Raw genomic sequence first — 21,761 nt, 5'->3', positions numbered from 1 at the left:
CGCCGCCGCGGGCCCGTAACGTCGGTGGAACAGGAGTGACTTGAGCGCGACACGACGGCTTCGGAGGATGACCCCATGGATTCCGCTCTGGATACGGCACCGGATCCCGCGTCGAAGTCCTCGCCCAGCGAGGACGCCTACCGGCAGCTGCGGGACCGGCTGCTGTCGGGATCGTTCCCGCTCACCCGGCGGCTCGCCGAGGGGCGGCTGGCCGACCTGGTCGGGGTCTCCCGCACCCCGGTGCGGCACGCGCTGATCCGGCTGCACGGCGAGGGCCTGGTCAGCCGGCACCGCGACGGCGGCTACCGTCCGTCCGTCCCCGACCCCAACGACATCAGCTGCCTCTACGAGACCCGGCGCACCCTGGAGATCGGCGCGCTCTGGCGTCCCGCCGAGATCGGGGCCACCCACGACCGCCCCACCCTGGACGCCCTGCGCGAGGACTGGGAGGGGCTGCGCCGGGAGCAGCCGCCCGCCGACGCGGGCTTCGTCGCCCTGGACGAGGACTTCCATGTGCGGCTGGCGCAGTCGGCCGGCAACGAGGTGATGGTCGACCTGCTGCGGTCGGTCAACGCCAGGATCCGGGTGATCCGGATCCATGACTTCCTCAGTGACGACCGGATCGAACGGACCATCAGCGAGCACCTGGAGATCCTCGGCGCGGTCATGCTCGACGACCCGTCGACCGCCGAGCGGGTCTTCCGGGCCCACCTCGCCACCTCCAAGGAGGTCGCCGAGGAACGCGCCCTGCGGGCCATCGCCCGGATGGCCACCCTCGACTGACCTCGCCCGGACCCCACCAGGGAGCCGGGCCCCTATCCGAGAGGCAGAACCGAGATGACCAGCACCGTCGTCACCACACCCGGCACCGTCGTCGCCGAGCCCTACCCCTGGCCCTACGACGGGGTGATCGCCCCGGCGACCACCGCACTGCTCTGCATCGACTGGCAGACCGACTTCTGCGGTCCCGGCGGCTATGTCGACACCATGGGCTACGACCTCTCGCTCACCCGGGCCCCGCTCGCCCCCACTGCCCGGGTCCTCGCCGCCGCCCGCGCGGTCGGCATGACGGTGATCCACACCCGTGAGGGCCACCGCGCCGACCTGGCCGACTGCCCGCCCAACAAGCTCTGGCGCTCCCGCCGGATGGGCGCCGGCATCGGCGACGCCGGGCCCTGCGGACGGATCCTGGTCCGCGGCGAAACCCGGCTGGGAGATCGTCCCCGAGGCGGCGCCGCTGCCCGGGGAGCTGATCGTCGACAAGCCCGGCAAGGGCGCCTTCTACGCCACCGACCTGGATCTGCTGCTGCGGACCCGGGGGATCACCCATCTGATCCTCACCGGCATCACCACCGACGTCTGCGTGCACACCACCATGCGCGAGGCCAACGACCGCGGCTACGAGTGCCTGCTGCTCACCGACTGCACCGGCGCCACCGACCCGGCCAACCACGAGGCGGCCGTCCGGATGGTCACCATGCAGGGCGGGGTCTTCGGCGCGGTGGCCCACTCCTCGGCCCTGCTGGCCGCGCTGGCCGTGCCGACCGCCGCCGCGACCGCGACCGAAACGGTGACGGCCGCGGCCCCGGCCGGTCTCAGCCGGTGATGCTGTCGCCGCCGTCCTCGACATGGCCGGTGAAGCGCTGCGACCAGGACGGGTCCAGGTCGCAGGTGACGGTCACGTCGTACCAGCCGTGCGCCGAGCCGTTGACCGCGACGCTGTAGGAGGAGCTGGTGCCCGGTTCCACCTTGTGGGTGTCCGGGGCGCCGGTCCGGTAGTTGTTCGCGGTGATGGTGAAGGTCGCCCTGGCCGTGCCGGTGTTGCCGAGGGCCAGGTACAGGCCGCTGCCGGCCGTGCCCGCGCGCTGGTAGGCGGGGGTGGCCGAGAGGGTGGCGCCGGCCGTGGTGGCGTTGCCCTGGAAGCGGCGCAGGAAGCGGTTGGGCCCGACCACGGTCAGGTCGTAGGCGCCGTCGCCGTAGCCGGTCCCGCAGTTGAAGAAGTCGCTGACGGTGCCGCCGGCCGGCACGGTGTACTGCCAGGGGCCGCCGCTGCGGTGGGCGTTGGCGTAGATGGAGAAGTGCGCGGCCTGGGTGGCCGGGGCGCCGGTGTTGGCCATGGCGATCCACACCTTGGCCACGCCGCCGGAGCCGAAGGTGTACTCGCTGACGCTGCCGTTCGGCTGGTACGGCAGGGCGCGGGCCGGACGGGTGCCGGGCTCCTGCTGCGGCAGCACGTTGTCGGTGGGCGCCGGGTTCGACAGCGGGCCGCAGGCGGCCAGGCCGATGGTGGCACTGGTGTCCGGCAGGGCGGGCATGCCGAACACCGGCTTGGTGAAGTCCAGGGTGCTGGTGAGGTCGCCGCAGACGGCCCGGCGCCAGGCGCTGATGTTGGGACAGGTCGCGGGCTTGCCGATGGCCGCGGTCCACTTCTCCAGGAAGCGCAGCACCGAGGTGTGGTCGAACACCTCCGAGTTGACCCAACCACCGCGGCTCCAGGGTGAGATGACCGTCATCGGCACCCGGAAGCCGAGCCCGATGTTGGCGCCGCTGTAGAACTCGTCGGCGGTTCCGGCGGGGGCGGCCGGCGGCGGCACATGGTCGAAGAAGCCGTCGTTCTCGTCGTAGTTCAGAAACAGGACGGTCGAGTTGAACACGTCCGGGTCGGCGTTCAGCGCGTCCATCACCAGGTGCACGAAGTGCGCGCCGTCCTGCGGGGTGGCGTACGGGTGCTCGGAGCTGGCCTGGTCCGAGACCACCCAGGACACCTGCGGCAGCGTGCCGGCCACCACGTCGGCGCGGATGGCGGCGGCGATGTCGTCCGGGGTGCGGCCGGTGGCCGGCGGGACGCTGCCCATGCCGAGGGAGCCCAGCGGGCTGCTCGCCGGGGCGGTGGTGAACTGGCTGAAGTAGGCGAGGCCGTTGTCGCCGAAGTTGTCCTGGGCGTTCTGGTAGACCTTCCAGGTCACCCCGGCGTTCTGCAGCGCCTCGGCATAGGTCTGCCAGCGCAGGCCCGACTCGGAGCCGCCGTTGTAGGCGGGGCCGCCGGACTTGCCGGCCGGGTCGATCATCCCGCTCCACAGATAGGTGCGGTTGGGGCCGGTCGCGCTGAGGATCGAGCAGTGGTAGGCGTCGCAGATGGTCCAGTTGTCGGCCAGCGCGAAGTGGAACGGGATGTCGACCCGCTTCAGGTGGCCCAGGGTGCGGACGTTGCCCTTGGCGGAGACCCAGGAGTCCATCTTCCCGCTGTTCCAGGCCGCGTGCTGGTCGGCCCAGGAGTGGGCCAGGTCGCCGTTGCACTGGGCCAGCCGCTCCGGGTCCGCGGAGCTGGTGGCCTCGGTGTCGCTGAAGGCCCAGGGGTACTGCCTGCCCGAGCCGTTGGGCTGCTCGAAGACGCTGTGGCCCCCGGCGAGCTGGATGGTGGCCCGGTCGCCGAAGCCGCGGACGCCGTTGAGCGTGCCGTAGTAGTGGTCGAAGCTGCGGTTCTCCTGCATCACCACCACGATGTGCTTGGCGTCCTGCAGGGTGTGGGTGAGCCCGCTCTTCGCGCTCGCCGCGGTGGCGGTCGTCGCCGTGGCCCCGGTCGCAGTGAGGGGCGCCGCCTGCGCGTCGGTGGCAGCCGCGACGCCGGTCCCGGCCACCCCGACCACGGCCGCGGCCCCCGCCGACGCCGCCATGAACGTACGCCGACTCCACCCGGCCCCGTCGGCCCCGGAACGCCGGTCCGACGGTTGCTGCGACTGCTCGTCCATGCTGCCCACTGCTTTCTCCGATGGTGGCTCAGTTCAAGTTCCACAGAACTTGTCTGAACAAGTCGAAGCTCAGTAAGCCGGAATCGGATGACCCCGCGATGAACACCAGGCAACCCCCCAGCAGTCACCGAACGAATCCCCGCCCGGTCTCCCCGCTACAGCCGAACGGAAATATTGCCCACCGTCGCCGTTATCGTCAGCTCGCCGCCGATGGCCTCGAGGTATGCCGCCATGGTGGTGGTGTCGAGCTGCTGCGTCCCGCGCTCGATCTGGCTGATCCGCCCCTGGGTCACCCCCATGGCACCTGCGACCTGGACCTGCGTCATGCCCTGAGCCTTGCGCAGTGCGGCGAGTTCATGGCCGCGCTCGGCGTCGACCATCTGCGCCTTGATGGCTTCGATGCGCTCACGCTTCTCAGGGGTGAGGTCTGCGGTCAGGTCACCCATGTCGCCCAGTTTCATCGCTTCCCTTCCTCCTTCTGCTCGTTCGCCAGGGCCTTGAGGTAGGACGCGTACTTCGCGTCGGCTTCCTTGATCGCTTTCGGATACCAGGCCGTCCATTGTCGTCCGGTGGCCTTGTCGCCGGCGACGAGGAAGATCGCTCGACGCTCAGGGTCGAAGATGAACAGTATCCGGATGCTCACCGTCGAGCCGCTGCGCGGGCGTAACTCGCGCATGTTGCGGTAGTCGCTGCGTTCGATCGCGCCGACCGTGGGCCGCCTCAGTGCAGGGCCGACCTCCTGCAGCCGCTCAAGGGCTGCGATCACATGGAGGTGGCTTTCGGGATCCTCCTTCGCAAGGGTCTTGATCCAATCGAGTACATCTTCGAAGAACCGCAGTTCATAGGGCTCACCCACGACAAAATAGTAGCACTAGCTAATATGCGGCACGTCTCTGTCCTTCCCGCCATGCAGGCCCGGAAACCGGCTCCGGGTCGGGGCCCCGGCCGATATCAGAGGTAGAGGCCGTCGCTGGGGGCGGTGGGGGTGGGGAGGAGGATGCCGGGGCCCGTGCGGAGGGCGTAGAGCTCGGCGAGGGTGGCGCCGCCGGAGGGGGCGGTGGCGGGGGTGTCGGCGAGCCAGTGGGCGGACTCGGACTCGGTCAGCGGGCCGACCTCGACCCGGGACAGGCAGCGGCCGGGACGGACCACGGCCGGGTGCAGCCGCTCCAGGTCCTCGTTGGTGGTGACCGCGACCAGCACCTTGCGGCCCTGGCCGAGCAGGCCGTCGGTGAGGTTGAGCAGTCGCGACAGCGCCTGCCCCGCCGCGCGCTTGGCGCCGCCGCGGATCAGCTCGTCGCAGTCTTCCAGCAGCAGCAGCCGCCACTGCTCCTCCCCGGCCTCCTCCGGCGGCCCGTGGTGCTGCCGCTGCGGGCCGAGCGCCACCTCGATCAGATAGCCGGGGTCGGCGAACAGCCGCTCGGGGTCGAGCACGCACTCCACCGTGCACCACTCCCGCCAGGCCCGGGCCAGTGTGCGCAGCGCGGTGGTCTTGCCGGTGCCGGGCGGACCGTGCATCAGCAGCAGCCGTCCGGCCACCTGGTCCGGCTTGAGGTTCATCAACCCGTCGAAGGCGTCCACCACGGTACGGGTGTAGTTGCCGCGCACCGCGTCCCAGCCGGGGGCCTCGATCCGGCGCCGGGCCCGGACCGGCCCGCGGCCCGCGGCGAGGTGCCAGAAGCCCATCGCCACAACGTCCTCCTCGGTGGGCTTCTCCTCCTCCGCGCCGTCCACGGCCTGCGCCAGCACGGTCTTGGCCAGCTCGTCGTCGGCGGCGGTCACGGTGACATCGGCGTTGACCGTGCCGCCGTTGCGCCACCAGGACGCCTTGAGGGTCCAGCCGGGCCCGTCCGCGAGCAGCACGGTGCGGCTGTCGGCCTCGCTGCGCCGGACCACCCGGGCGCCGGGCGGCAGCAGAGTAGCGTCCGGACGGGCCGGGCTGACCGAGGCCGAACGGGCCCAGGGCTGGGCGCCGGTGGTGAACGAGGCCAGCGCGAGGGCGTCGACGACATCGCCGGGACCGTCGCCGTCGTCCAGGCTGATACGCAGCGGCAGCAGGTCTGCGGGCTCGACGGAGGGGGCCGTCCCGTCGCCCGGGCCGGCCTGATGCAGAAGAGTCATACCGGAGATGATCCGCTACCCGGCCGTGATCAGGACAGTAGTTTTCGAGATGGCGGCCGCGGCGGGTGCGATCAGCCGCCGCGGAGGTGAGGGATCCTCAGACGGCGACCCGCTCCGCTGCCAGCCTCCGGACCACCGCGGCGGCCGCCGCCCGGCCGGCCCGGTTGGCGCCGACGGTGCTGGCGGACGGGCCGTAGCCGACCAGGTGGATCCGCGGATCGTCCGCGGCGCGGGTGCCGTCCAGCCGGATGCCGCCGCCGGTCGAGCGCAGTCCCAGCGGCGCCAGGTGGGCGATCTCCGGGCGGAAGCCGGTGGCCCAGACCACGGCGTCGACCCGTTCGCTGCGGCCGTCCGGCCAGACCGCGCCGTTCGCGGTCAGCCGTTCGAACATGGGCAGCCGTTCCAGCGCGCCCAGCTCGCGGGCCCGCAGCAGCGCCGGGGTGGGCGGCAGGCCGGTGACCGAGACCACGCTGGCCGGCGGCAGCCCCTGCCGAACCCGCTGCTCCACCATGGCCACGACGGCCCGGCCGATCTCAGGCGTGAACGCCGCCTCGCGGAAGACCGGCGGGCGGCGGGTGACCCAGAGCGTGTCCGCCACCGCGGCGGTCTCGGCCAGGATCTGGATGGCGGAGGCGCCGCCGCCGACCACCAGCACCCGGCCGCCGGCGAACTCCTCGGGCCCGGCGTACTGCGAGCTGTGCAGCTGCCGGCCCCGGAACAGCTCCGCGCCCGGGTAGTAGGGGAGGAACGGGCGAGTCCAGGTACCGGTGGCGTTCACCAGCGCCCGCGCGGTCCAGCGTCCGGCCGCCGACTCGACCAGCAGCCGTCCGTCGCCGGCCTCGCGCACCGCGGAGACCCGGGCCGGACGGACCACCCGCAGGTCGTTGGCCCGCTCATAGGCGCTGAAGTACTCCGGCAGCGCGTCCCGGGCGGGACGCTGCGCCGCGAACGGGGGCAGCGGCATCCCCGGCAGCTCGTAGAAGCCGTGCACGGCGGCCATGGTCAACGTGGGCGGGCGGTGCGCCCAGGCGCCGCCGGGGGAGGAGTCGGCGTCCAGCACCACAAAGCCACTGCCGGGTTCGAGACCGAGTCGGCGCAGGTGGAAGGCGGTGGAGAGGCCGGCCTGGCCCGCACCCGCCACCAGCACGTCCACGTCCATAGCGGCCGCCCACTCAGTTTCCCGTTCAACCATCACAGGGGTGGAACATCACTGCCACCCAGGACCTTCCCGAGGCCGTCGTCCCGGAGGGCGATCGGGTCAGGGATCGACCCTGAGATTCCTGGGGGTCGTCGACAGCCCCAGGGCGGATCCCCTCCGCCCGGCCGCCTCCTACCTTGGGATACATGGACCAAGCAAGCATCGACCGACGAGTACTGGCACAGCGCGACGCGGACGGGTGGCTGTTTCTGGCGGAGGCGGCGCAGACTGGGATGGTGCTGCTGCGTGCGGCCTGGCAGTCCGCCGCGCGCAGCGTCCGACGACCCCCGGTCCCGGAAGGCGTGCCACGATGAACTGGATCCAGCACCTTCTGCTGCAGTTGCCGCCGCTCGCCGTGTACGGAACGGTGGCCGCCGTCGTCCTGGCCGAGTCCGTCCTGCTGCTGGGCGCCTTCGCGCCCTCGCTGACCACCCTGCTGGTCGGCGGCTTCCTGGCCAGGACCGGTTCCGGTCCTTCCACCGTGCAGCTGCCGCTGGTGATCGCGGTCGCGGTCTGCGCGGTGGTGCTCGGTGACCTGCAGGCGCAGCGCACCGGCCGCCGGTTGGGCCCCAGGCTCGGGCAGGGGGCGATCGGCCGGCGGATCCCGCCGACGCTGCTGCAGCGCACCTACCGGCTGCTGTCCCGGCGCGGTGGCGCGGCCGTGTTCCTCTGCCGCTTCCTCCCGGTGGTGCGGACCCTCGCCCCGCACCTGGCCGGGGCGGCCGGGCTGCGCTACCGCAGGATCGCGCCTTACAGCCTGGCGGCGGCGCTGGTCTGGGCCTCGGCCGAGGCCGGAGCGGGCTATGCGCTGGGCGCCTCCTACACCCGGTTCGCCGACCAGGCGGGGCCGGTGCTCGGCGGGGCGGCGGCCGTGCTGGTGCTGGTGGCGGCAGTGGTGTTCCGCCGCCGGACGCTGCGGGAGCGGGCCGCCCAGGCGGAGCGGCCGCTGCAGCCGGCCGAGCTGGCCGACCGCGAGAGCTGCCTGTACAAGTAGTGGTCCGGAAAGCAGTCCGGAAAAGGGGACGACCCGGCCGGCGGCTCCCCCTCAAGAGCCGTCGGCCGAGTCGAGTTCGGCGGGTCGCGCACACCTGACGGAACGTCAGTCGGGTGCTATTCCCCCGGGTGCAGCCAGCAGGCGACGGTCCGGTCCTGCTGGGCGTGGTCGGCCGGGGCCACCAGCGGCGGCAGGTCCGTCCGGCACGGGTCGAAGGCCTTGGGGCAGCGCGGATGGAAGGCGCAGCCGGTGGGCATCGAGCGCAGGTCCGGCGGGGAGCCGGGGATGCCGCTCAGCTCGCGGCGCTCCCCGCGCAGCGGCGGGAAGGCGTTGAGCAGGCCCTCGCTGTAGGGGTGCAGCGAGTCCCGGTAGAGCTTGGCCGAGGGGGCCTCCTCCACGATCCGGCCGCCGTACATGATGGCGATCCGGTCGGAGAACTCGACCAGCAGCGACAGGTCGTGGGTGATGAAGACCACCGAGAAGCCCAGCCGCTCGCGCAGGTCGACCAGCTGGCGCAGGATCTGACGCTGCATCACCACATCCAGCGCGGTGGTGGGTTCGTCCATGATGACGACCTGCGGTTCCAGCGCCAGCGCCATGCCGATCATGACCCGCTGGCGCATGCCGCCGGAGAGCTGGTGCGGGTAGCTGTCGAGGCGGTCGGGGGCGATCCCGACCAGCCGCAGCAGCTCCTTGGCCCGGTCCTTCCTGGCCTCCCGGCTCATCGTCGGCTCGTGCGCGGCCAGCACGTCCATCAGCTGGGTGGCGACGGTGTGCACCGGGTTGAGCGAGTTCATCGCGCCCTGGAACACGATCGAGGTCTCGGCCCAACGGAACCTGCGCAGCGCGGCGTTGTCCATCTGCAGCACGTCCACCGGCGGCTCGCCCGGCGGGTGGTAGATGACCCTGCCGCCGGTGATCACACCGGGCGGCGGCAGCAGCCGGGTCAGCCCGTAGGCCAGGGTGGACTTGCCGCTGCCGCTCTCCCCGGCCAGGCCGAGCACCTCGCCGCGGTGCAGCGTCAGATTGACGTCGCGGACCGCCTGCACGGACTGCTCGCCGAGGCCGTAGTCGACGCAGAGGCCCTTGATCTCGAGTACCGGCTCCTTGCTCACTGCGTCTCTTCCTTACTCTTGCGGTGCGCCTTGGGCGCGTTCTGCACCGGCGCGGACTCCACCAGGTCGGACTCCACCGGCGAGACCCGGACCGGGGTGAACTCGGCCGGCTCCGGCTCGGTGGAGCGGGGGATGACGACCGGGGTGAAGCCGACCCGCATCTTGACCGGGCGGCCGTCGGAGGACTTCGCCCCGCGCTCGCCGTTGTTGCGCAGCCGGGGGTTGACGAACTCGTCGATGCCGAAGTTCACCAGGGCCAGCGAGGTGCCGAGGATGGCGATCGCCAGACCGGCCGGCACGAACCACCACCAGGCGCCCTGGGCCAGCGCCTGCTGGCTCTGGGCCCAGTAGAGGATGGTGCCCCAGTTCCAGGCGGAGAGCCCCTGGACGCCGATGAAGGCCAGCGTGATCTCGCTCATCACCGCGTAGATCACGGTGCCGATGAAGCCGGAGATGATCACCGCGCTGAGGTTGGGGAGCAGCTCGAAGATGATGATGCGCCAGGTCGACTCGCCGGTGGCCCGGGCCGCCTCGATGAAGTCCCGCCGTCGCAGCGACAGCGTCTGCGCCCGGACCACCCGCGCGCCCCAGGCCCACGAGGTGAAGCCGATGACCAGGGCGACCAGGGTCTCGCCGCCGCTCGGCAGGCTGGAGGTGATGATGATGATCAGCAGCAGCGCCGGGATCACCAGGAAGATGTTGGTGAGCGCGGAGAGCAGGTCCGAGGCGACCCCGGTCAGATAGCCGGAGGTCACCCCGATCAGCACGGCCAGGGCGGTGGCGACCAGGCCGGCGATCAGCCCGACGTACATCACGCTGCGGGTGCCGACGATGACCTGGCTGAAGATGTCCTGGCCCAGGTGGGTGGTGCCGAACAGGTGCTTGGCCGAGGGCCCCTGCAGCAGGTCGCTGGTGCGCGCGGTCGGGTCGTGCGGGGCCAGGAAGGTGCCGAAGACCGCCAGCAGCCCGAAGAAGATCAGGATGAAGCTGCCGGTGGCGGCCTTGGGGCTGGACAGGAAGCGCAGGTGCTGCCGCTTCGGCTTGCCCGAGTCCGGCGCCGTCGCCTGCGGGTCCGACGGAGCGATCGAGGTGATGTTGGATGCCGCGGTGGCCATCGCTCAGCCCTCCTTGCGCGTACGCGGGTCGAGGATCAGGTACGCGATGTCGGCCAGCAGGTTCGCCAGCAGCACCGCCAGCGTGATGAACAGGAAGATTCCCTGCATCAGCGGGTAGTCGGTCGAACCCACGGCCTGCAGCATCTCGAAGCCGATGCCGGGGTAGTTGAAGACGATCTCGACCAGCAGGGTGGAACCGAGGATCTGCCCCAGCGCCAGCGAGAGCCCGGAGACGTTCGGCAGCAGCGCGTTGCGGGCCGCGTAGCTGAACATCACCCGGCGGTCGCTCAGGCCCTTGGCGTGGGCGACGGTGATGTAGTCCTCGGCGCCGACGGTCACCATCATGTTGCGCATGCTGAGGATCCAGCCGCTCATGGTGGTGACCACCAGCACGGCCAGCGGCAGCCAGCTGTGCTGCAGCGCGCTGCTGATGAACTCGGTGTCGGTACCGGGGACCAGGCCCGGGTCGTAGCCGCCGGAGACCGGGAACTGGCTGCCGGCCGCGATCAGTCCGGCGATGGCGAGCAGGCCGAGCCAGAACGCGGGGATGGAGGAGATGAAGGTGGTGGCCGGCAGCAGGAAGTCCAGCCGGGAGCCGCGCAGCCAGCCGGACAGCACGCCCAGGAAGGTGCCGGTGACAAAGCTGATGATGGTGGCCACACCGGCCAGCGCGACCGTCCAGGGCAGGCTCTGCACCAGGATGCTGGAGACCGGGGTCGGGAAGTTGGAGAACGAGATGCCCAGGTTGCCGTGGGCCAACTGGTCGATGTAGCTGGTGTACTGCGACCACATGCTCTGGTGCTTGTTGAGGCCGAACAGCACGTAGAGCGAGGCGATCGCCTTGGTGTCGATCTGGCCCCGGTTCTTGTTGATCAGCGCCATCACCGGGTCGCCCGGTATCAGCCGGGGGATGAAGAAGTTGACGGTGATCGCGGCCCAGGCAGTGAGCAGGTAGAAGCCGAGCCGCTGCAGGAAGTACTTCACTGGGATGCCTCCGTCCCGGCCGACGCGGTGGCGCCGCGGGTCTCGTCGCCGCTGCGGCTCTCGTCGAACAACCAGCAGGCTGCCCAGTGCGGGGAGTCGCCGTCAACCGTTCCGGCCAGGACCGTCGCGCTCAGCGCGATCGGGACCGGGACGTCGAAGCGGGGCGGCAGCTCGGTGCGGCAGATGTCCATCGCGGACGGGCAGCGCGGGTTGAAGCGGCAGCCGGTCGGCGGGTTGATCAGGCTCGGCGGCTCGCCGCCGCTGGTGTCCTCGGTGTCGTCCGGGGTGCCCAGGCCGAGGATGCGGTCCGGGTCCGGCGCCGAGTTGATCAGCAGCTGGGTGTACGGGTGGGCCGGGTGCTGGGTGACGGCCTCGCTGGAACCGCCCTCCACCATCCGTCCCGCGTACATCACCATGGTGTCGTCCGCGAAGTAGCGGGCCGAGGCGATGTCGTGGGTGATGTAGAGGATGGCCAGGCTCAGCCGCTCCTTGAGGTCGCGCAGCAGGTTGAGCACACCGAGCCGGATCGAGACGTCCAGCATGGACACCGGCTCGTCGGCGAGCAGGGCGTCGGGATCGGCCGCGAGGGCACGGGCGATCGCTACGCGCTGGCGCTGTCCGCCGGAGAGCTCGTGCGGGAACTTCTCCAGGTACCGGGCCGCCGGGGTGAGCTGTACGCGCTCCAGCAGCTGCTCCAGGGCCTGCTGCAGTTCCTCGGCCCCGCGCTTGCCGTGGCCGCTGCCGCCGTTGCCGTGGATCCGCAGCGCCCTGGTGAGGTGGTAGCGGATGGTGTGGACCGGGTTCAGCGAGGCGAACGGGTCCTGGAAGATCATCTGGACCTTGCGGTTGTACGCCCGGAAGCGCCGCCCGCCCTTGACCGTCACCGACTCCCCGTGCAGCCGGATGTCGCCGCCGGTGCGCGGGTACAGCTGCGCGAGCAGCCGTGCCACGGTGGACTTCCCGGAGCCCGACTCACCGACGAGTGCCGTGACACGTCCTCTTCGAAGCTTCAGGGTGACGTCGTCGACGGCGTGCACGACGCGTGGAGCGCGCGTCAACGCCTGCCGTCCGCTCTTGCGCACCGCGAAGTGCTTGGTGAGGCCGTCGGCCTCGAGGACCGTCTCGCTGTCCGGTGGCGCCGGTGGAGAGGACGTTTGGCTCAACGTCATGCCCGGTATCCCATCGTGATGTCAGTGCCTCCCGGTCCTCCGCCCGGGTGGGGCGGAGGACCGGGAAGCGGGGGGTGAGTGCGGTGGTGCGGTGCCGGCGGGGGGAGCGGCCGGCGGGGTGGAGCTTCCGCCCTACTTGGCCGGGGTCAGGTGCAGCACCACGTTCAGCGCCTCGGGGATCGTCGGCTGGGCGCCGCCGTAGTTGTTGCTGTCGTCCGGCCATCCCACCCAGTTCTTGGTGGAGTACTCGGCGCCGTAGTTGCCGGCCGAGGTCGGGATCATCGGGGTCTGCTCGACCATGATGGTCTCGAGGGTGGTCAGCGCGGCGGTGCGGCTGGCGTCGTCGGCCGCGTTCGCGTAGTCCTTCAGGGCCTGGGTGGCCTGCGGGCTGTTGAACCGGCCGTAGTTGCCGTTGGGGGCGTCGGTGCCGATCGGCTTGAGGTTGTCCCCGTCCATGATGTTCTCGTAGAAGTCGTACGGGGTGGCCCCGCCGTTGGTCCAGTGCATCGCGGCCTGGAAGTTGCCGGCGCCGAAGTTCTTGGTCCAGGCGTTCTCGTCGGCCTTGTCGACCGTGGTCTTGATGCCGATCTTGGAGAAGTTGTCGGCGATGATGGTCAGGTCGGTCTGGTAGTCGGACCAGCCGGCCGGGTCGGTCACGGTGATGGTGACCGGCTTGCCGGTCTTGTCCTTGAGCACGTTGTTGGCGAAGGTGTAGCCGGCCGCCTTGAGCTTGGCGAGGGCGCCGTCCACGTCGACCTTGGCGGTCTGGCCCTTGTACTTGTCGACGATGAAGGGGGTGCCGGCCGGCGTGGGCAGCCCGGTGACGCTGTCGACCAGCGGCTTGAAGTAGCCGGACTCACCCTGGTTGAAGATGTCGTCGCGGTTGATGACCATGGCCATCGCGCCACGCAGGGCCGGGTCGTCGAACGGCTTCACCGTGGTGTTGATCCACAGGCCGTCCGCGCTCAGGCTCGGCGGGAACCAGAGCTTGAAGTGGGCCGGGTCCTTGGCCACGAAGACCTGCTTGGCCTGCGGGATGTAGACGTAGCTCCACTCGGCCGCACCGCTGGTCAGCGCCGTGGTCATGGAGTCGTTGCCGGTGTACGAGGTGTACAGCAGCGTCTTCACCTTGGGCAGGGCCTGCCAGTAGTCGCTGGTCCGCGCCTGCAGGGTGACGTTCTGGGAGGTGATCGACTTCAGGGTGTACGGACCGGTGCCGACCGGGTTCGCCACGATGTCCTTGGTCGGGTCGACCATCTTCGACCAGATCGCCTGCGGGATGACGAAGGTCCGCAGCACCTTGGACTGGGTGACGAACTGCGAGGTGGTGAAGTTGACGGTGACCGTGCTGCCGCTGGTGGTCACGTTGTCGACGGCGAGCGCGTTGTAGTTCAGCGCCGGCTGGTCCTTCAGGATCTGGAAGGAGTAGGCCACGTCGGCCGCGGTCATCGCGGAGCCGTCGGAGAACTTGACGCCGTCACGGACGGTGAAGGTGACCGACTTGTAGTTGTTGGCCCAGACCCACTTGGTGGCCAGCCACGGCTTGGCCGGGTCGGCCGGCTTGGCCTCGTTCACCATCGCCAGCGGCTCGTAGATCATGAAGCGGTAGCCGAGCGCGGCGGCGGCGGAGGAGTTCAGGTACGGGTTGTTGTTCTTGGTGATCGCACCGTCGGGCATGCCGATCTTCAGTGCGGTGACGCCGGTACCGCCCGCGTCGGAGCTCTTGTGACCCGCGTTGGTGCTGCTGCAGGCGGCGAGGCAGGTTATCGCCAGGCTGCCGGCGAAGACTGCGGTGATGGTGCGGTTGAGGCGCATGAATCCCCACTTCAGAAGTATCGGACGAGGGTCGTCTTGAATGGGCGGGTGGTGCGGATGGAGCGGGTGGTGCGGCTTCTTGCGGAGGTGGTGCAGGGTGGTGCGTCTTCGGGTGCGGTGCATCGCGGCCGGACCGGTGGTGCGGTCCCGCCGGTACCCGCTCGCGGGCGTCGGTGGAGCTGCGCCGGGCTACCGCGTGGCGGGCTGGAGCCGGGACCGGGCCTGACTCGAGTCCCGGACGACCAGGTGGGTGGGAAGGACGGTCGCCGCGTTCGGCAGCGGGACGCCCTTGAAGTGCGCGAGCAGCATCCGGGCGGCTGCGTCGCCCATCTCGCGCAGGGGTTGGTGCACGGTGGTCAGCGCCGGGTCGCTGTAGGAGGCCTGCGGCACGTCGTCGAAACCGACCACGGCCACCTCCTCCGGCACTCGGATCCCGGCCTCGCGCAGGGCCAGCAGCACGCCGGTCGCGGAGAGGTCGTTCTGGGCGAACACGGCGTCGAAGGTCATTCCCGTGCTCAGCATGGCGGTGACGGCGGCCCGTCCCTGCTCGAAGGTGAAGTCGCCGACCACGATCTGCTCGGGGAACAGGGGGTACCCGCCCTCCGCGTACGCGTCCGCGAATCCGGCCAGTCGCTCCTGGGTGCAGCCGAAGCTCTCCGGACCGGTGATCACCACCGGCCGCTGCCGGCCGAGTTCCAGCAGGTGGTGGGCTGCTGAAGCGCCCCCGCTCCGGTCGGTGGTGGCGACGGAGGGGAACAGCGGACGGTGGCCGCGGTCGTCGATCAGGACGACCGGGAGGCCGGCCTCGTGGAGTTCGGTGATGTAGTCGAGGGTGCCCTCGGGTTCGATCACCAGGAGTCCGTCGAAGGACTTGGCGGACACCTGCTTGGCGAAGCGCCGCAGCGACTCCTCGCCGCGGTCGCAGGTGAAGAGCAGGAGGCCGAACCCCTCGGCCTCCACGACGTCGATCACGCCCTGGAGCACCTGGCCTATCCACGGCCAGGTCAGTGAGGGGACCAGCATCCCGACGATCTGGGTGCGTCCCCGGGCCAGGCCGACCGCGCCGGCGCTGGGGACGTAGCCGAGTTCGGCGATCACCTGGCGAACCCGGGCGGCCGTGGCCGCGTTCAGCTCGCCCTTGCCGTTGAGGACCCGCGAGACCGTGGTCTTGCTCACCCCGGCATGTGCTGCCACATCGGCGATGGTGATCGGCACGTCCGCCTCCGTTCGTCTTTGATCGGTGGTCGCTCTGAGGGTGCTTGCAGGTGCTTGCGTGGTGCTTGAGCTGGAAGTTTCAGCTTGTGGTGGTTCAGGGTGACTTGGTCGGTCCTGCGTCGAGCCGGATGACAGTTCGGGAACCGGTTCCGCAACCGGTTCCGCCGCAGAGTCAACCAAGGTAATCTCCGTCACGTCAATCACGTTCCGGCAACAAAGAGTTAACTTGGGTAGAGAGCCTGGAGAGCGCTCTCTGCCTGCCGGGAGCTTGCCTCGGGGTCCGGTTGCTGTCAAGACTCGAAGTCAACGACGTTGCAGGAGTGTGACCTGTCTTCATGTCTCGCATGCAAACGACTGGTTCCACCAGGCCCTTGACGCTCCCGGAGCACTGACGCGACACTCCTCCTAGTGAGAGAGCGCTCTCTCTGGATCATTCGACGCCGTACCCCACTGGAGAACCATGACGACCAGCCTCGACCGTTCGTCCGCGCCCGAGCCGCGCGCCGACGTCGGCTCCCGCTTCCCCACGGACTTCCTGTGGGGCGTCGCGACCTCCGCGTACCAGATCGAGGGAGCAGCGTTCGAGGACGGTCGGACCGCCTCCATCTGGGACACCTTCAGCCGTGTCCCGGTGCCACCTTCGGCGGCCACAACGGCGACGTCGCCTGCGACCACTACCACCGGATGCCCGAGGACGTCGACCTGATCGCCGGCCTGGGCGTCGACTCGTACCGGTTCTCGCTGTCCTGGCCCCGGATCCAGCCGGGCGGGAAGGGCGCCGCCAACGCGCGCGGGCTGGCCTTCTACGACCGCCTGGTGGACCGGCTGCTGGACCGCGGGGTGCTGCCCTGGGTCACCCTGTACCACTGGGACCTGCCGCAGGAGCTGGAGGACGCCGGCGGCTGGCCGGCCCGCGACACCGCGCACCGCTTCGCCGACTACGCCGAGATCGCGATGAACGCCCTCGGCGACCGGGTCACCTGGTGGACCACCCTGAACGAGCCCTGGTGCTCGGCCGTGCTCGGCTACGAGACCGGCCGGCACGCGCCGGGACGCCAGGACTTCGGCGACTCCATGGCCGCCGTGCACCACCTGCTGCTCGGCCACGGGCTCGCCTCCCAGCGGCTCCGGGAGACCGCCCCCGGGCCGATCAAGGTCGGCATCACCCTGAACACCGCCCACGCGATCCCGGCCACCGACGCCCCGGCCGACCAGGCCGCCGCGCGCCGCGCCGACGGCCTCGGCACCCGCGTCTACACCGACCCGCTGGTGCACGGCAGCTACCCGCTGGACGTGGTGGACGACCTCGCCGCACGCGGGGTGCAGCTGCCGGTGCAGGACGGCGACCTCTCGGTGATCGCCCAGCCGCTGGACTTCCTCGGCGTCAACTACTACACCAGCCACTACTTCTCCGGCACCGACGAGCTCGGCCGCGAGGAGGTGGACGGTGTGCCGGTGGTCCGGCAGGTGCTGCAGGGTCTCCCGGTCACCGCGATGGACTGGGAGATCACCCCCTACGGCTTCACCGACCTGCTGGTCCGGCTCGGCCGCGACTACCCGGGGGTGCCGCTCTACATCACCGAGAACGGCGCCGCCTTCGACGACGAGGTCGACCCGGACGGCGAGGTCAACGACGCCGACCGCACCGCGTACTTCACCGAGCACCTGGCCGCGGTCGCCGACGCGCGTGAGGCCGGAGCGGACATCAGGGGCTATTTCGCCTGGTCGCTGATGGACAACTTCGAGTGGGGCTACGGCTACGACAAGCGGTTCGGTATCGTCCACGTCGACTACGAGACGCAGGTGCGGACCGTCAAGCAGAGCGGGCGCTGGTTCACCGACGCGATCCGCCGCAACCGCGAGGCGCAGAGCGACTGATTCGCCGGGTCCGGGACGGGCGGGGGCTTGGCCGCCGCCCGTCCCGGACCTGTTTCCCGCCCCCGGCGCCCGAGCAGCCCGCGCCGAACCGCACACACCGTTACCTGACTGTGTATCAGTCCCCTGCCCGAGAGGACCACCCCGTGCGCATCGAGCTCCGAGACGGCGTACTGCACACCGACGGCGCCCCCGGCCTGCTCGCCACCGCCGACTACCCGTACTACCGGGACGACCCCACGGTGTGGCGGGAGCGGCTGCGCGCCCTGCGGGACGAGACCGGCATCCGCGTCGTGACCAGCTACTTCCCCTGGCGGCACCACCAGCCCGACGCCGACTCCCCGCCGGACTTCACCGGCACCACCCGGCCGGACCGCGACCTGCTCGGCTACCTGCGGATCTGCGCGGAGCTCGGCCTGAGCGTGATCGCCAAGCCGGGCCCGTTCATCCACGCCGAGACCAACTACGGCGGACTGCCGGACTGGATCTGCCCGGCCACCAACCCGGAGGTCGAGGCCACCCTCCGGGCCGACGGCAGCCAGGCGCAGTGGAGCGGCTCGGTCCGCGGCGCGGACGGCGAGGTCGAGCGCTGGCCGCTGCCCGCCCCCCTCGGCGCGCACTTCGCAGCCCGGGTCGGCGAGTGGATGCGCGCCGTCGGCAAGGAGGTGCTGCAGGCCACGACCACACCGGACGGGCCGGTGGTGCTGGTCCAGATCGCCAACGAGGGCCTGTTCACCGACGGCTCCCTGCCGCTCTGGTCGTACGACTACAGCGCCCCGGGTCTGGCCTTCTTCCGCAGCCGGCTGAGCGAGTACTACGGCAGCCTGGACAGCTACAACGAGGTGCACGGCACCAGCCACGCCGACTGGGCGGCCATCGAACCGCCGCGCGAGCGCCGGGTGGCCGGCAGCGTCCAGGAGCAGCTGGCCCGCGCCGACTGGGGCCGGTTCCAGTCCGACCTGCTCGCCGAGGCCTACCACACCTGGACCGAGGCCCTCGCGCCCGCGGTCCCGGTCCTGGTCAACCTCAACCCGCCGGCCGAGCACGTGTTCTCCCTGGACAGCTGGCTCGCCCGGGTCCGCCCCGAGCGCTGGAACGGCATCCACTACGGCTTCACCAACTGGATGGGCGTGGTCTCCACCGACCGCACCTCGCACGCCCGCTACGTGGTCGCCGCGAAGCGGGCGCCGGGCCCCAACCTGGAGGAGAACTGGGGCTTCTCTGAGCTCTACGACCGGGCCTACGCGGCCGGCGCGACCAGCTTCCACCAGAGCCTGCTGGCACTGGCCGCGGGCGCGACCGGGATCAACGTCTACACCGGCGTCGCCACCTCCGGCTGGGGCGACGACATGGACATCATGCACACCCCGCCGTACCCGGACTGCCCCCCGATCGACGCCCAGGGCAACCCCACCGACAAGGCCGCCACGGTCCGGATGCTGGCCGACTTCTTCGAGGCCCACGGCGCCGAGTTCCTCGCCGCGACCCCGGCCGCGGCCTCCAGCTGGGGCGTCTACGCCCCGTACGCGGCGGTGGCGGCCTGGGCGGCCGACGACGACGACAGCGGCCCCGGCTGCGGACGCCAGCTGCGGGCCTTCCACGAGCGGACCCGCGAGGCGGGGCAGGACTACCGCATCGTCGACCTGGAGAGCGCGACGGCCGAGATCCTGGCCGGCCACCCGCACCTGGTCCTGCACGGCGGCCCGTTCATGCACGCCCATGTGCAGCAGCTGCTCGCCGACCACTTGGCGGCGGGGCGGACGGTCGAGCTGAGCGGGGAGGTGCCGCAGCTGGACGAGCTGCTGCGGCCGTGCACGGTGCTGGCGGACGCGCTGGGGGCTGCGCCTGCTGCTGCTGTTTTGGGCTCGGGCTCGGCTTCGGCTGTCCCGGCTGCTCCGACGGTGGTTTCCGGCCACGCGGACGCGTACTGGCGCACCGTCAGCCCGGACTCCGGCTACCTCACCGTCCTGGTCCAGAGCGACAGCGAGGGCCCGGTCACGGTCTCGCTCCCGCTCGGCGGCGAGCGGGTCGCGACGGTCACGGTCGTGAGCGCCAAGGGCGGGGCGGCCCTGGTCCGCATCGTCGGCGGCGAGCTGGACGACTTCCTGCTGACCGGCCTGAACTCCTACCTGTCCTCGGCGGTCGTCCCCGAGATCACCCTCGGCGACGAGTCGGTCCGGGCGGAAGGTGGCGCGGGCGACTTGGCCCGGGTGAAGGGGGAGCTGCGGGAGTTGCGGCCGTAGTAGGGGGTTGCGGATGCGGCTCTGTGGGCGGGGGCGGTGAGGTCTGCGGCTGAGCCCCCGTCCCGGCGCCGTGCTCCCGGTGCGTGTTTGTGGACCGGGGCTCCGCCCCCGGTGCTCGCTGCCGCTCGCGGGCAACAGGGGAGCGGGGGCGGGCCGGGGGCCCGTCGCTGGCCTGCGGGGCGGTAGGGGCCGGGCTCTTGGGGCCCGTGCGAGGGGGCTGGTTGCTAAAAGGGAAAAACGGGCGTAAATCTGCCCGCGTAGTTGGCGCCTTGCGGCGGAGCCGCGAGACGGCGCCGTCACCGCTCCGCCGACAAGGCCGACCCCACCGCGTGGCGCAGCTGCCCGCTGGAATGATCTGGGCCATGCCGACCTTCCGCTCCTATGACGGTGCGAGGCTCCACTACGACGTCGTGGGCGACCCCGCCCTCCCTCCCCTGCTCGTCCTCGCCGGCGGTCCGGGGATGGACGCTCGCTACCTGGGGGACCTCGGCGGGTTGGCCCGGCACCGGCGGCTGGTGCGGTTGCACGCGCGGGCCACCGGGCTGTCGCCAGCACCCGAGGACCGCTCGACCTGCGGGTTTCGCCGCGCAGGCGGCCGACGTGGAGGAGTTGCGGGCCCACCTCGGGCTGGAGCGCGTCGACCTGTTCGCCCACTCCGCCGGGACGCTCGTCGCGCAGGCGTACGCCACGGGGCACGCCGGGCGGGTGCGGCGGCTGGTGCTGGTCGCGCCAGTCGGGCGGGCCGCGCGGGAGGCCGACGAGGCGGAGGTCGCGGCGATCCGGGCCACACGTGCGGGTGAACCCTGGTACGAGGAGGCGCGCGCGGCGCAGCTCGCGCTGGAGCGGGACGGTCTCACGCCTGAGCAGCAGGGTCGATTTCAGGCCAAGCTCGTCCCCTTCTTCTGGGGCGCGTGGACGGAGGAGCTTCGCGCCGCCCACTACGCCGCCGACCTCGTGCCGCCACGGCCGTGGATCCGCGCTGCGTTCTACGGCTCCGCGGCGGGAGCCGCAGCAGCGACGGCCAAGGCAGCAGCGGAACCCTGGCCGGCCACTCTCGTCGTCGCCGGGGGCCGGGACGGCATGATCGGGGCCGGCCCGGCCCGTCTCGTCGCCGCTGCCCGTCCCGGCGCCCGGCTCGAGGTCCTCGCGGACTGCGGGCACCGCCCCTGGGGCGAGCAGCCGGCCCGCTTCACCACCCTGCTGGAGACGTTCCTGTCAGCAGCCTGACCCCCGCCTGCCGTCCCCGGCCCGACCGTGCTACCAGCCGGCGTTCGGGACCAGGTCCCGAACGGCCGGCAGGGCCGCGTCCAGGACTGTGCCGAACCAGACCGAGAACGCCTTGGACGCCCGGAGCTCCGCCAGCTCACTCGCCGTGACCAGGCGAACCGCGGCGACCTCGGCCGGGTCGGGGGACTGCTCCGCGGCGGCGATGCCGACGAAGAGGTGGTTGTACTCCCGCTCGACCAGCCCGGTGGCCTCGTCGGGGTGGTTGTAGGTGACCGTCCCGGCGGCCTGGAGCCGGACCGGGGCGGCGCCCAGCTCCTCCGCGGTGCGGCGCGCGGCGGCGGCGAAGGGGGTCTCGGCGGGGTAGGGGTGGCCGCAGCAGGTGTTCGACCAGACACCGGGGGAGTGGTACTTGCCGAGGGCCCGCTGCTGCAGCAGCATCCGGCCCTCGGTGTCGAAGAGGAACACGGAGAAGGCGCGGTGCAGCTGTCCCGGGGCCTGGTGCGCGGACAGCTTCTCCGCCGTACCGATGGTCCGGCCCTGCTCGTCGACCAGTTCCAGCAGGATCTCGTCGGCGGACAGGGTGGTCGCATCTTGGCTCATCGCAGCACTGGTCGACGTCGACAATGCAGGACCTTTCGGTGGTGTGGCGAACGCGGTCGGGGTCGCTGTTCCCGGCATCGGTCGGGCGGAGACCGCCAGCGAACAGTCTGCCGTACCCGGCATCCGGGAACTGCCCGGATCGGTGCGAAGGGGCCCATCGGGGGCCTATCGGGTCGCGCTCGGCCGTGTCATCCGGGCCGTCACCTGCGCCGTCGCCCGGTCCACTGGCCCCGCCGCGGGTTGTGGCCCGGCGTCACTGTCCGCAATGATGATCGTCTGGCGACCACCAGTGCGATTTCCCCGCACTGCGGCTGCCGGCGAGCGTCGGGGACCGGTACAGGGGC

Annotated in this window: 17 protein-coding genes and 2 pseudogenes; 7 read left to right on the top strand and 12 right to left on the bottom strand. The window is 71.2% G+C overall.

Annotation, left to right across the window (positions count from 1 at the left end):
* Window positions 1-75: 75 nt before the first annotated feature.
* The 3 genes and pseudogenes from ACXKR8_RS09750 (at window position 76) to ACXKR8_RS09740 (ending at window position 1,606) form a co-directional block, all read left to right on the top strand.
* Window positions 76-783 carry a GntR family transcriptional regulator gene (locus ACXKR8_RS09750; RefSeq protein WP_458272506.1) on the top strand — a complete coding sequence of 236 codons (708 nt, stop codon included), beginning with the start codon at window positions 76-78 and terminating at the stop codon, window positions 781-783.
* 54 nt (window positions 784-837) lie between these two features.
* Window positions 838-1,098 (top strand): annotated as a pseudogene (locus ACXKR8_RS09745) (isochorismatase family protein); the annotation flags it as partial.
* On the top strand, window positions 1,085-1,606 hold the full coding sequence (locus ACXKR8_RS09740) for a cysteine hydrolase family protein (protein WP_462100431.1): 522 nt from the start codon (window positions 1,085-1,087) through the stop codon (window positions 1,604-1,606). The pseudogene ACXKR8_RS09745 and the gene ACXKR8_RS09740, both read left to right, overlap by 14 nt.
* Here the strand turns inward: ACXKR8_RS09740 and ACXKR8_RS09735 are convergent.
* From ACXKR8_RS09735 to ACXKR8_RS09715, 5 genes are all read right to left on the bottom strand, one after another.
* Entirely contained in the window at window positions 1,596-3,749 is a 2,154-nt protein-coding gene (locus ACXKR8_RS09735; RefSeq protein WP_458272504.1) for a phosphocholine-specific phospholipase C, read from the bottom strand. The genes ACXKR8_RS09740 and ACXKR8_RS09735 overlap by 11 nt on opposite strands.
* A gap of 155 nt (window positions 3,750-3,904) precedes the next feature.
* Window positions 3,905-4,210, bottom strand: a complete 306-nt coding sequence (locus ACXKR8_RS09730) for a helix-turn-helix domain-containing protein (protein ID WP_458272503.1) — start codon at window positions 4,208-4,210, stop codon at window positions 3,905-3,907.
* A complete protein-coding gene (locus tag ACXKR8_RS09725) occupies window positions 4,207-4,605 on the bottom strand; it encodes a type II toxin-antitoxin system RelE/ParE family toxin (RefSeq protein WP_458272502.1) in 399 nt (132 codons plus the stop codon). The genes ACXKR8_RS09730 and ACXKR8_RS09725 overlap by 4 nt, the downstream gene beginning before the upstream one ends.
* A 95-nt stretch (window positions 4,606-4,700) precedes the next feature.
* The gene (locus ACXKR8_RS09720) at window positions 4,701-5,867 is read right to left on the bottom strand and encodes a DUF5925 domain-containing protein (protein ID WP_458272501.1); all 1,167 of its coding nucleotides are present in this window, start codon (window positions 5,865-5,867) and stop codon (window positions 4,701-4,703) included.
* Between the two features lie 97 nt (window positions 5,868-5,964).
* The gene (locus ACXKR8_RS09715; RefSeq protein WP_462100430.1) at window positions 5,965-7,059 is read right to left on the bottom strand and encodes an NAD(P)-binding domain-containing protein; all 1,095 of its coding nucleotides are present in this window, start codon (window positions 7,057-7,059) and stop codon (window positions 5,965-5,967) included.
* Between the two features lie 316 nt (window positions 7,060-7,375).
* Between ACXKR8_RS09715 and ACXKR8_RS09710 the strand changes: the two genes are divergently transcribed.
* The gene (locus tag ACXKR8_RS09710) at window positions 7,376-8,059 is read left to right on the top strand and encodes a DedA family protein (protein ID WP_458272499.1); all 684 of its coding nucleotides are present in this window, start codon (window positions 7,376-7,378) and stop codon (window positions 8,057-8,059) included.
* Window positions 8,060-8,175: 116 nt separating this feature from the next.
* Here the strand turns inward: ACXKR8_RS09710 and ACXKR8_RS09705 are convergent, their stop codons facing one another.
* From ACXKR8_RS09705 to ACXKR8_RS09680, 6 genes are all read right to left on the bottom strand, one after another.
* Window positions 8,176-9,174: an ABC transporter ATP-binding protein gene (locus tag ACXKR8_RS09705; protein ID WP_458272498.1), complete on the bottom strand. Its 999-nt coding sequence runs from the start codon at window positions 9,172-9,174 to the stop codon at window positions 8,176-8,178.
* Window positions 9,171-10,289 carry an ABC transporter permease gene (locus ACXKR8_RS09700; protein ID WP_458272497.1) on the bottom strand — a complete coding sequence of 373 codons (1,119 nt, stop codon included), beginning with the start codon at window positions 10,287-10,289 and terminating at the stop codon, window positions 9,171-9,173. Before ACXKR8_RS09700 ends, ACXKR8_RS09705 begins: the two co-directional genes overlap by 4 nt.
* Window positions 10,290-10,292: 3 nt before the next feature.
* Window positions 10,293-11,273: an ABC transporter permease gene (locus ACXKR8_RS09695; protein ID WP_458272496.1), complete on the bottom strand. Its 981-nt coding sequence runs from the start codon at window positions 11,271-11,273 to the stop codon at window positions 10,293-10,295.
* Window positions 11,270-12,436: an ABC transporter ATP-binding protein gene (locus tag ACXKR8_RS09690; RefSeq protein ID WP_458274937.1), complete on the bottom strand. Its 1,167-nt coding sequence runs from the start codon at window positions 12,434-12,436 to the stop codon at window positions 11,270-11,272. The genes ACXKR8_RS09695 and ACXKR8_RS09690 overlap by 4 nt, the downstream gene beginning before the upstream one ends.
* A gap of 138 nt (window positions 12,437-12,574) precedes the next feature.
* Window positions 12,575-14,257 carry an ABC transporter substrate-binding protein gene (locus ACXKR8_RS09685; RefSeq protein ID WP_458272495.1) on the bottom strand — a complete coding sequence of 561 codons (1,683 nt, stop codon included), beginning with the start codon at window positions 14,255-14,257 and terminating at the stop codon, window positions 12,575-12,577.
* A gap of 189 nt (window positions 14,258-14,446) precedes the next feature.
* Window positions 14,447-15,472 carry a LacI family DNA-binding transcriptional regulator gene (locus tag ACXKR8_RS09680; protein WP_458272494.1) on the bottom strand — a complete coding sequence of 342 codons (1,026 nt, stop codon included), beginning with the start codon at window positions 15,470-15,472 and terminating at the stop codon, window positions 14,447-14,449.
* Between the two features lie 460 nt (window positions 15,473-15,932).
* Between ACXKR8_RS09680 and ACXKR8_RS09675 the strand changes: the two are divergent.
* The 3 genes and pseudogenes from ACXKR8_RS09675 to ACXKR8_RS09665 all read left to right on the top strand — a co-directional run bounded on the left by ACXKR8_RS09675 (window position 15,933) and on the right by ACXKR8_RS09665 (window position 20,817).
* A pseudogene (locus ACXKR8_RS09675) lies at window positions 15,933-17,350 on the top strand (GH1 family beta-glucosidase).
* Between the two features lie 143 nt (window positions 17,351-17,493).
* Window positions 17,494-19,590, top strand: coding sequence for a beta-galactosidase (locus tag ACXKR8_RS09670; protein WP_458272492.1), 2,097 nt, complete (start codon window positions 17,494-17,496; stop codon window positions 19,588-19,590).
* 381 nt (window positions 19,591-19,971) lie between these two features.
* On the top strand, window positions 19,972-20,817 hold the full coding sequence (locus ACXKR8_RS09665) for an alpha/beta fold hydrolase (RefSeq protein ID WP_462100429.1): 846 nt from the start codon (window positions 19,972-19,974) through the stop codon (window positions 20,815-20,817).
* A 30-nt stretch (window positions 20,818-20,847) separates the two neighbouring features.
* Here the strand turns inward: ACXKR8_RS09665 and idi are convergent, their stop codons facing one another.
* Window positions 20,848-21,417, bottom strand: a complete 570-nt coding sequence (idi, locus tag ACXKR8_RS09660) for an isopentenyl-diphosphate Delta-isomerase (protein WP_458272490.1) — start codon at window positions 21,415-21,417, stop codon at window positions 20,848-20,850.
* Window positions 21,418-21,761 lie beyond the last annotated feature (344 nt).

This window comes from Streptacidiphilus sp. PAMC 29251 (genome assembly GCF_054208735.2).
Note: the sequence above shows the minus strand (reverse complement) of the source record. Positions and strands in the feature narration are given on the sequence as shown.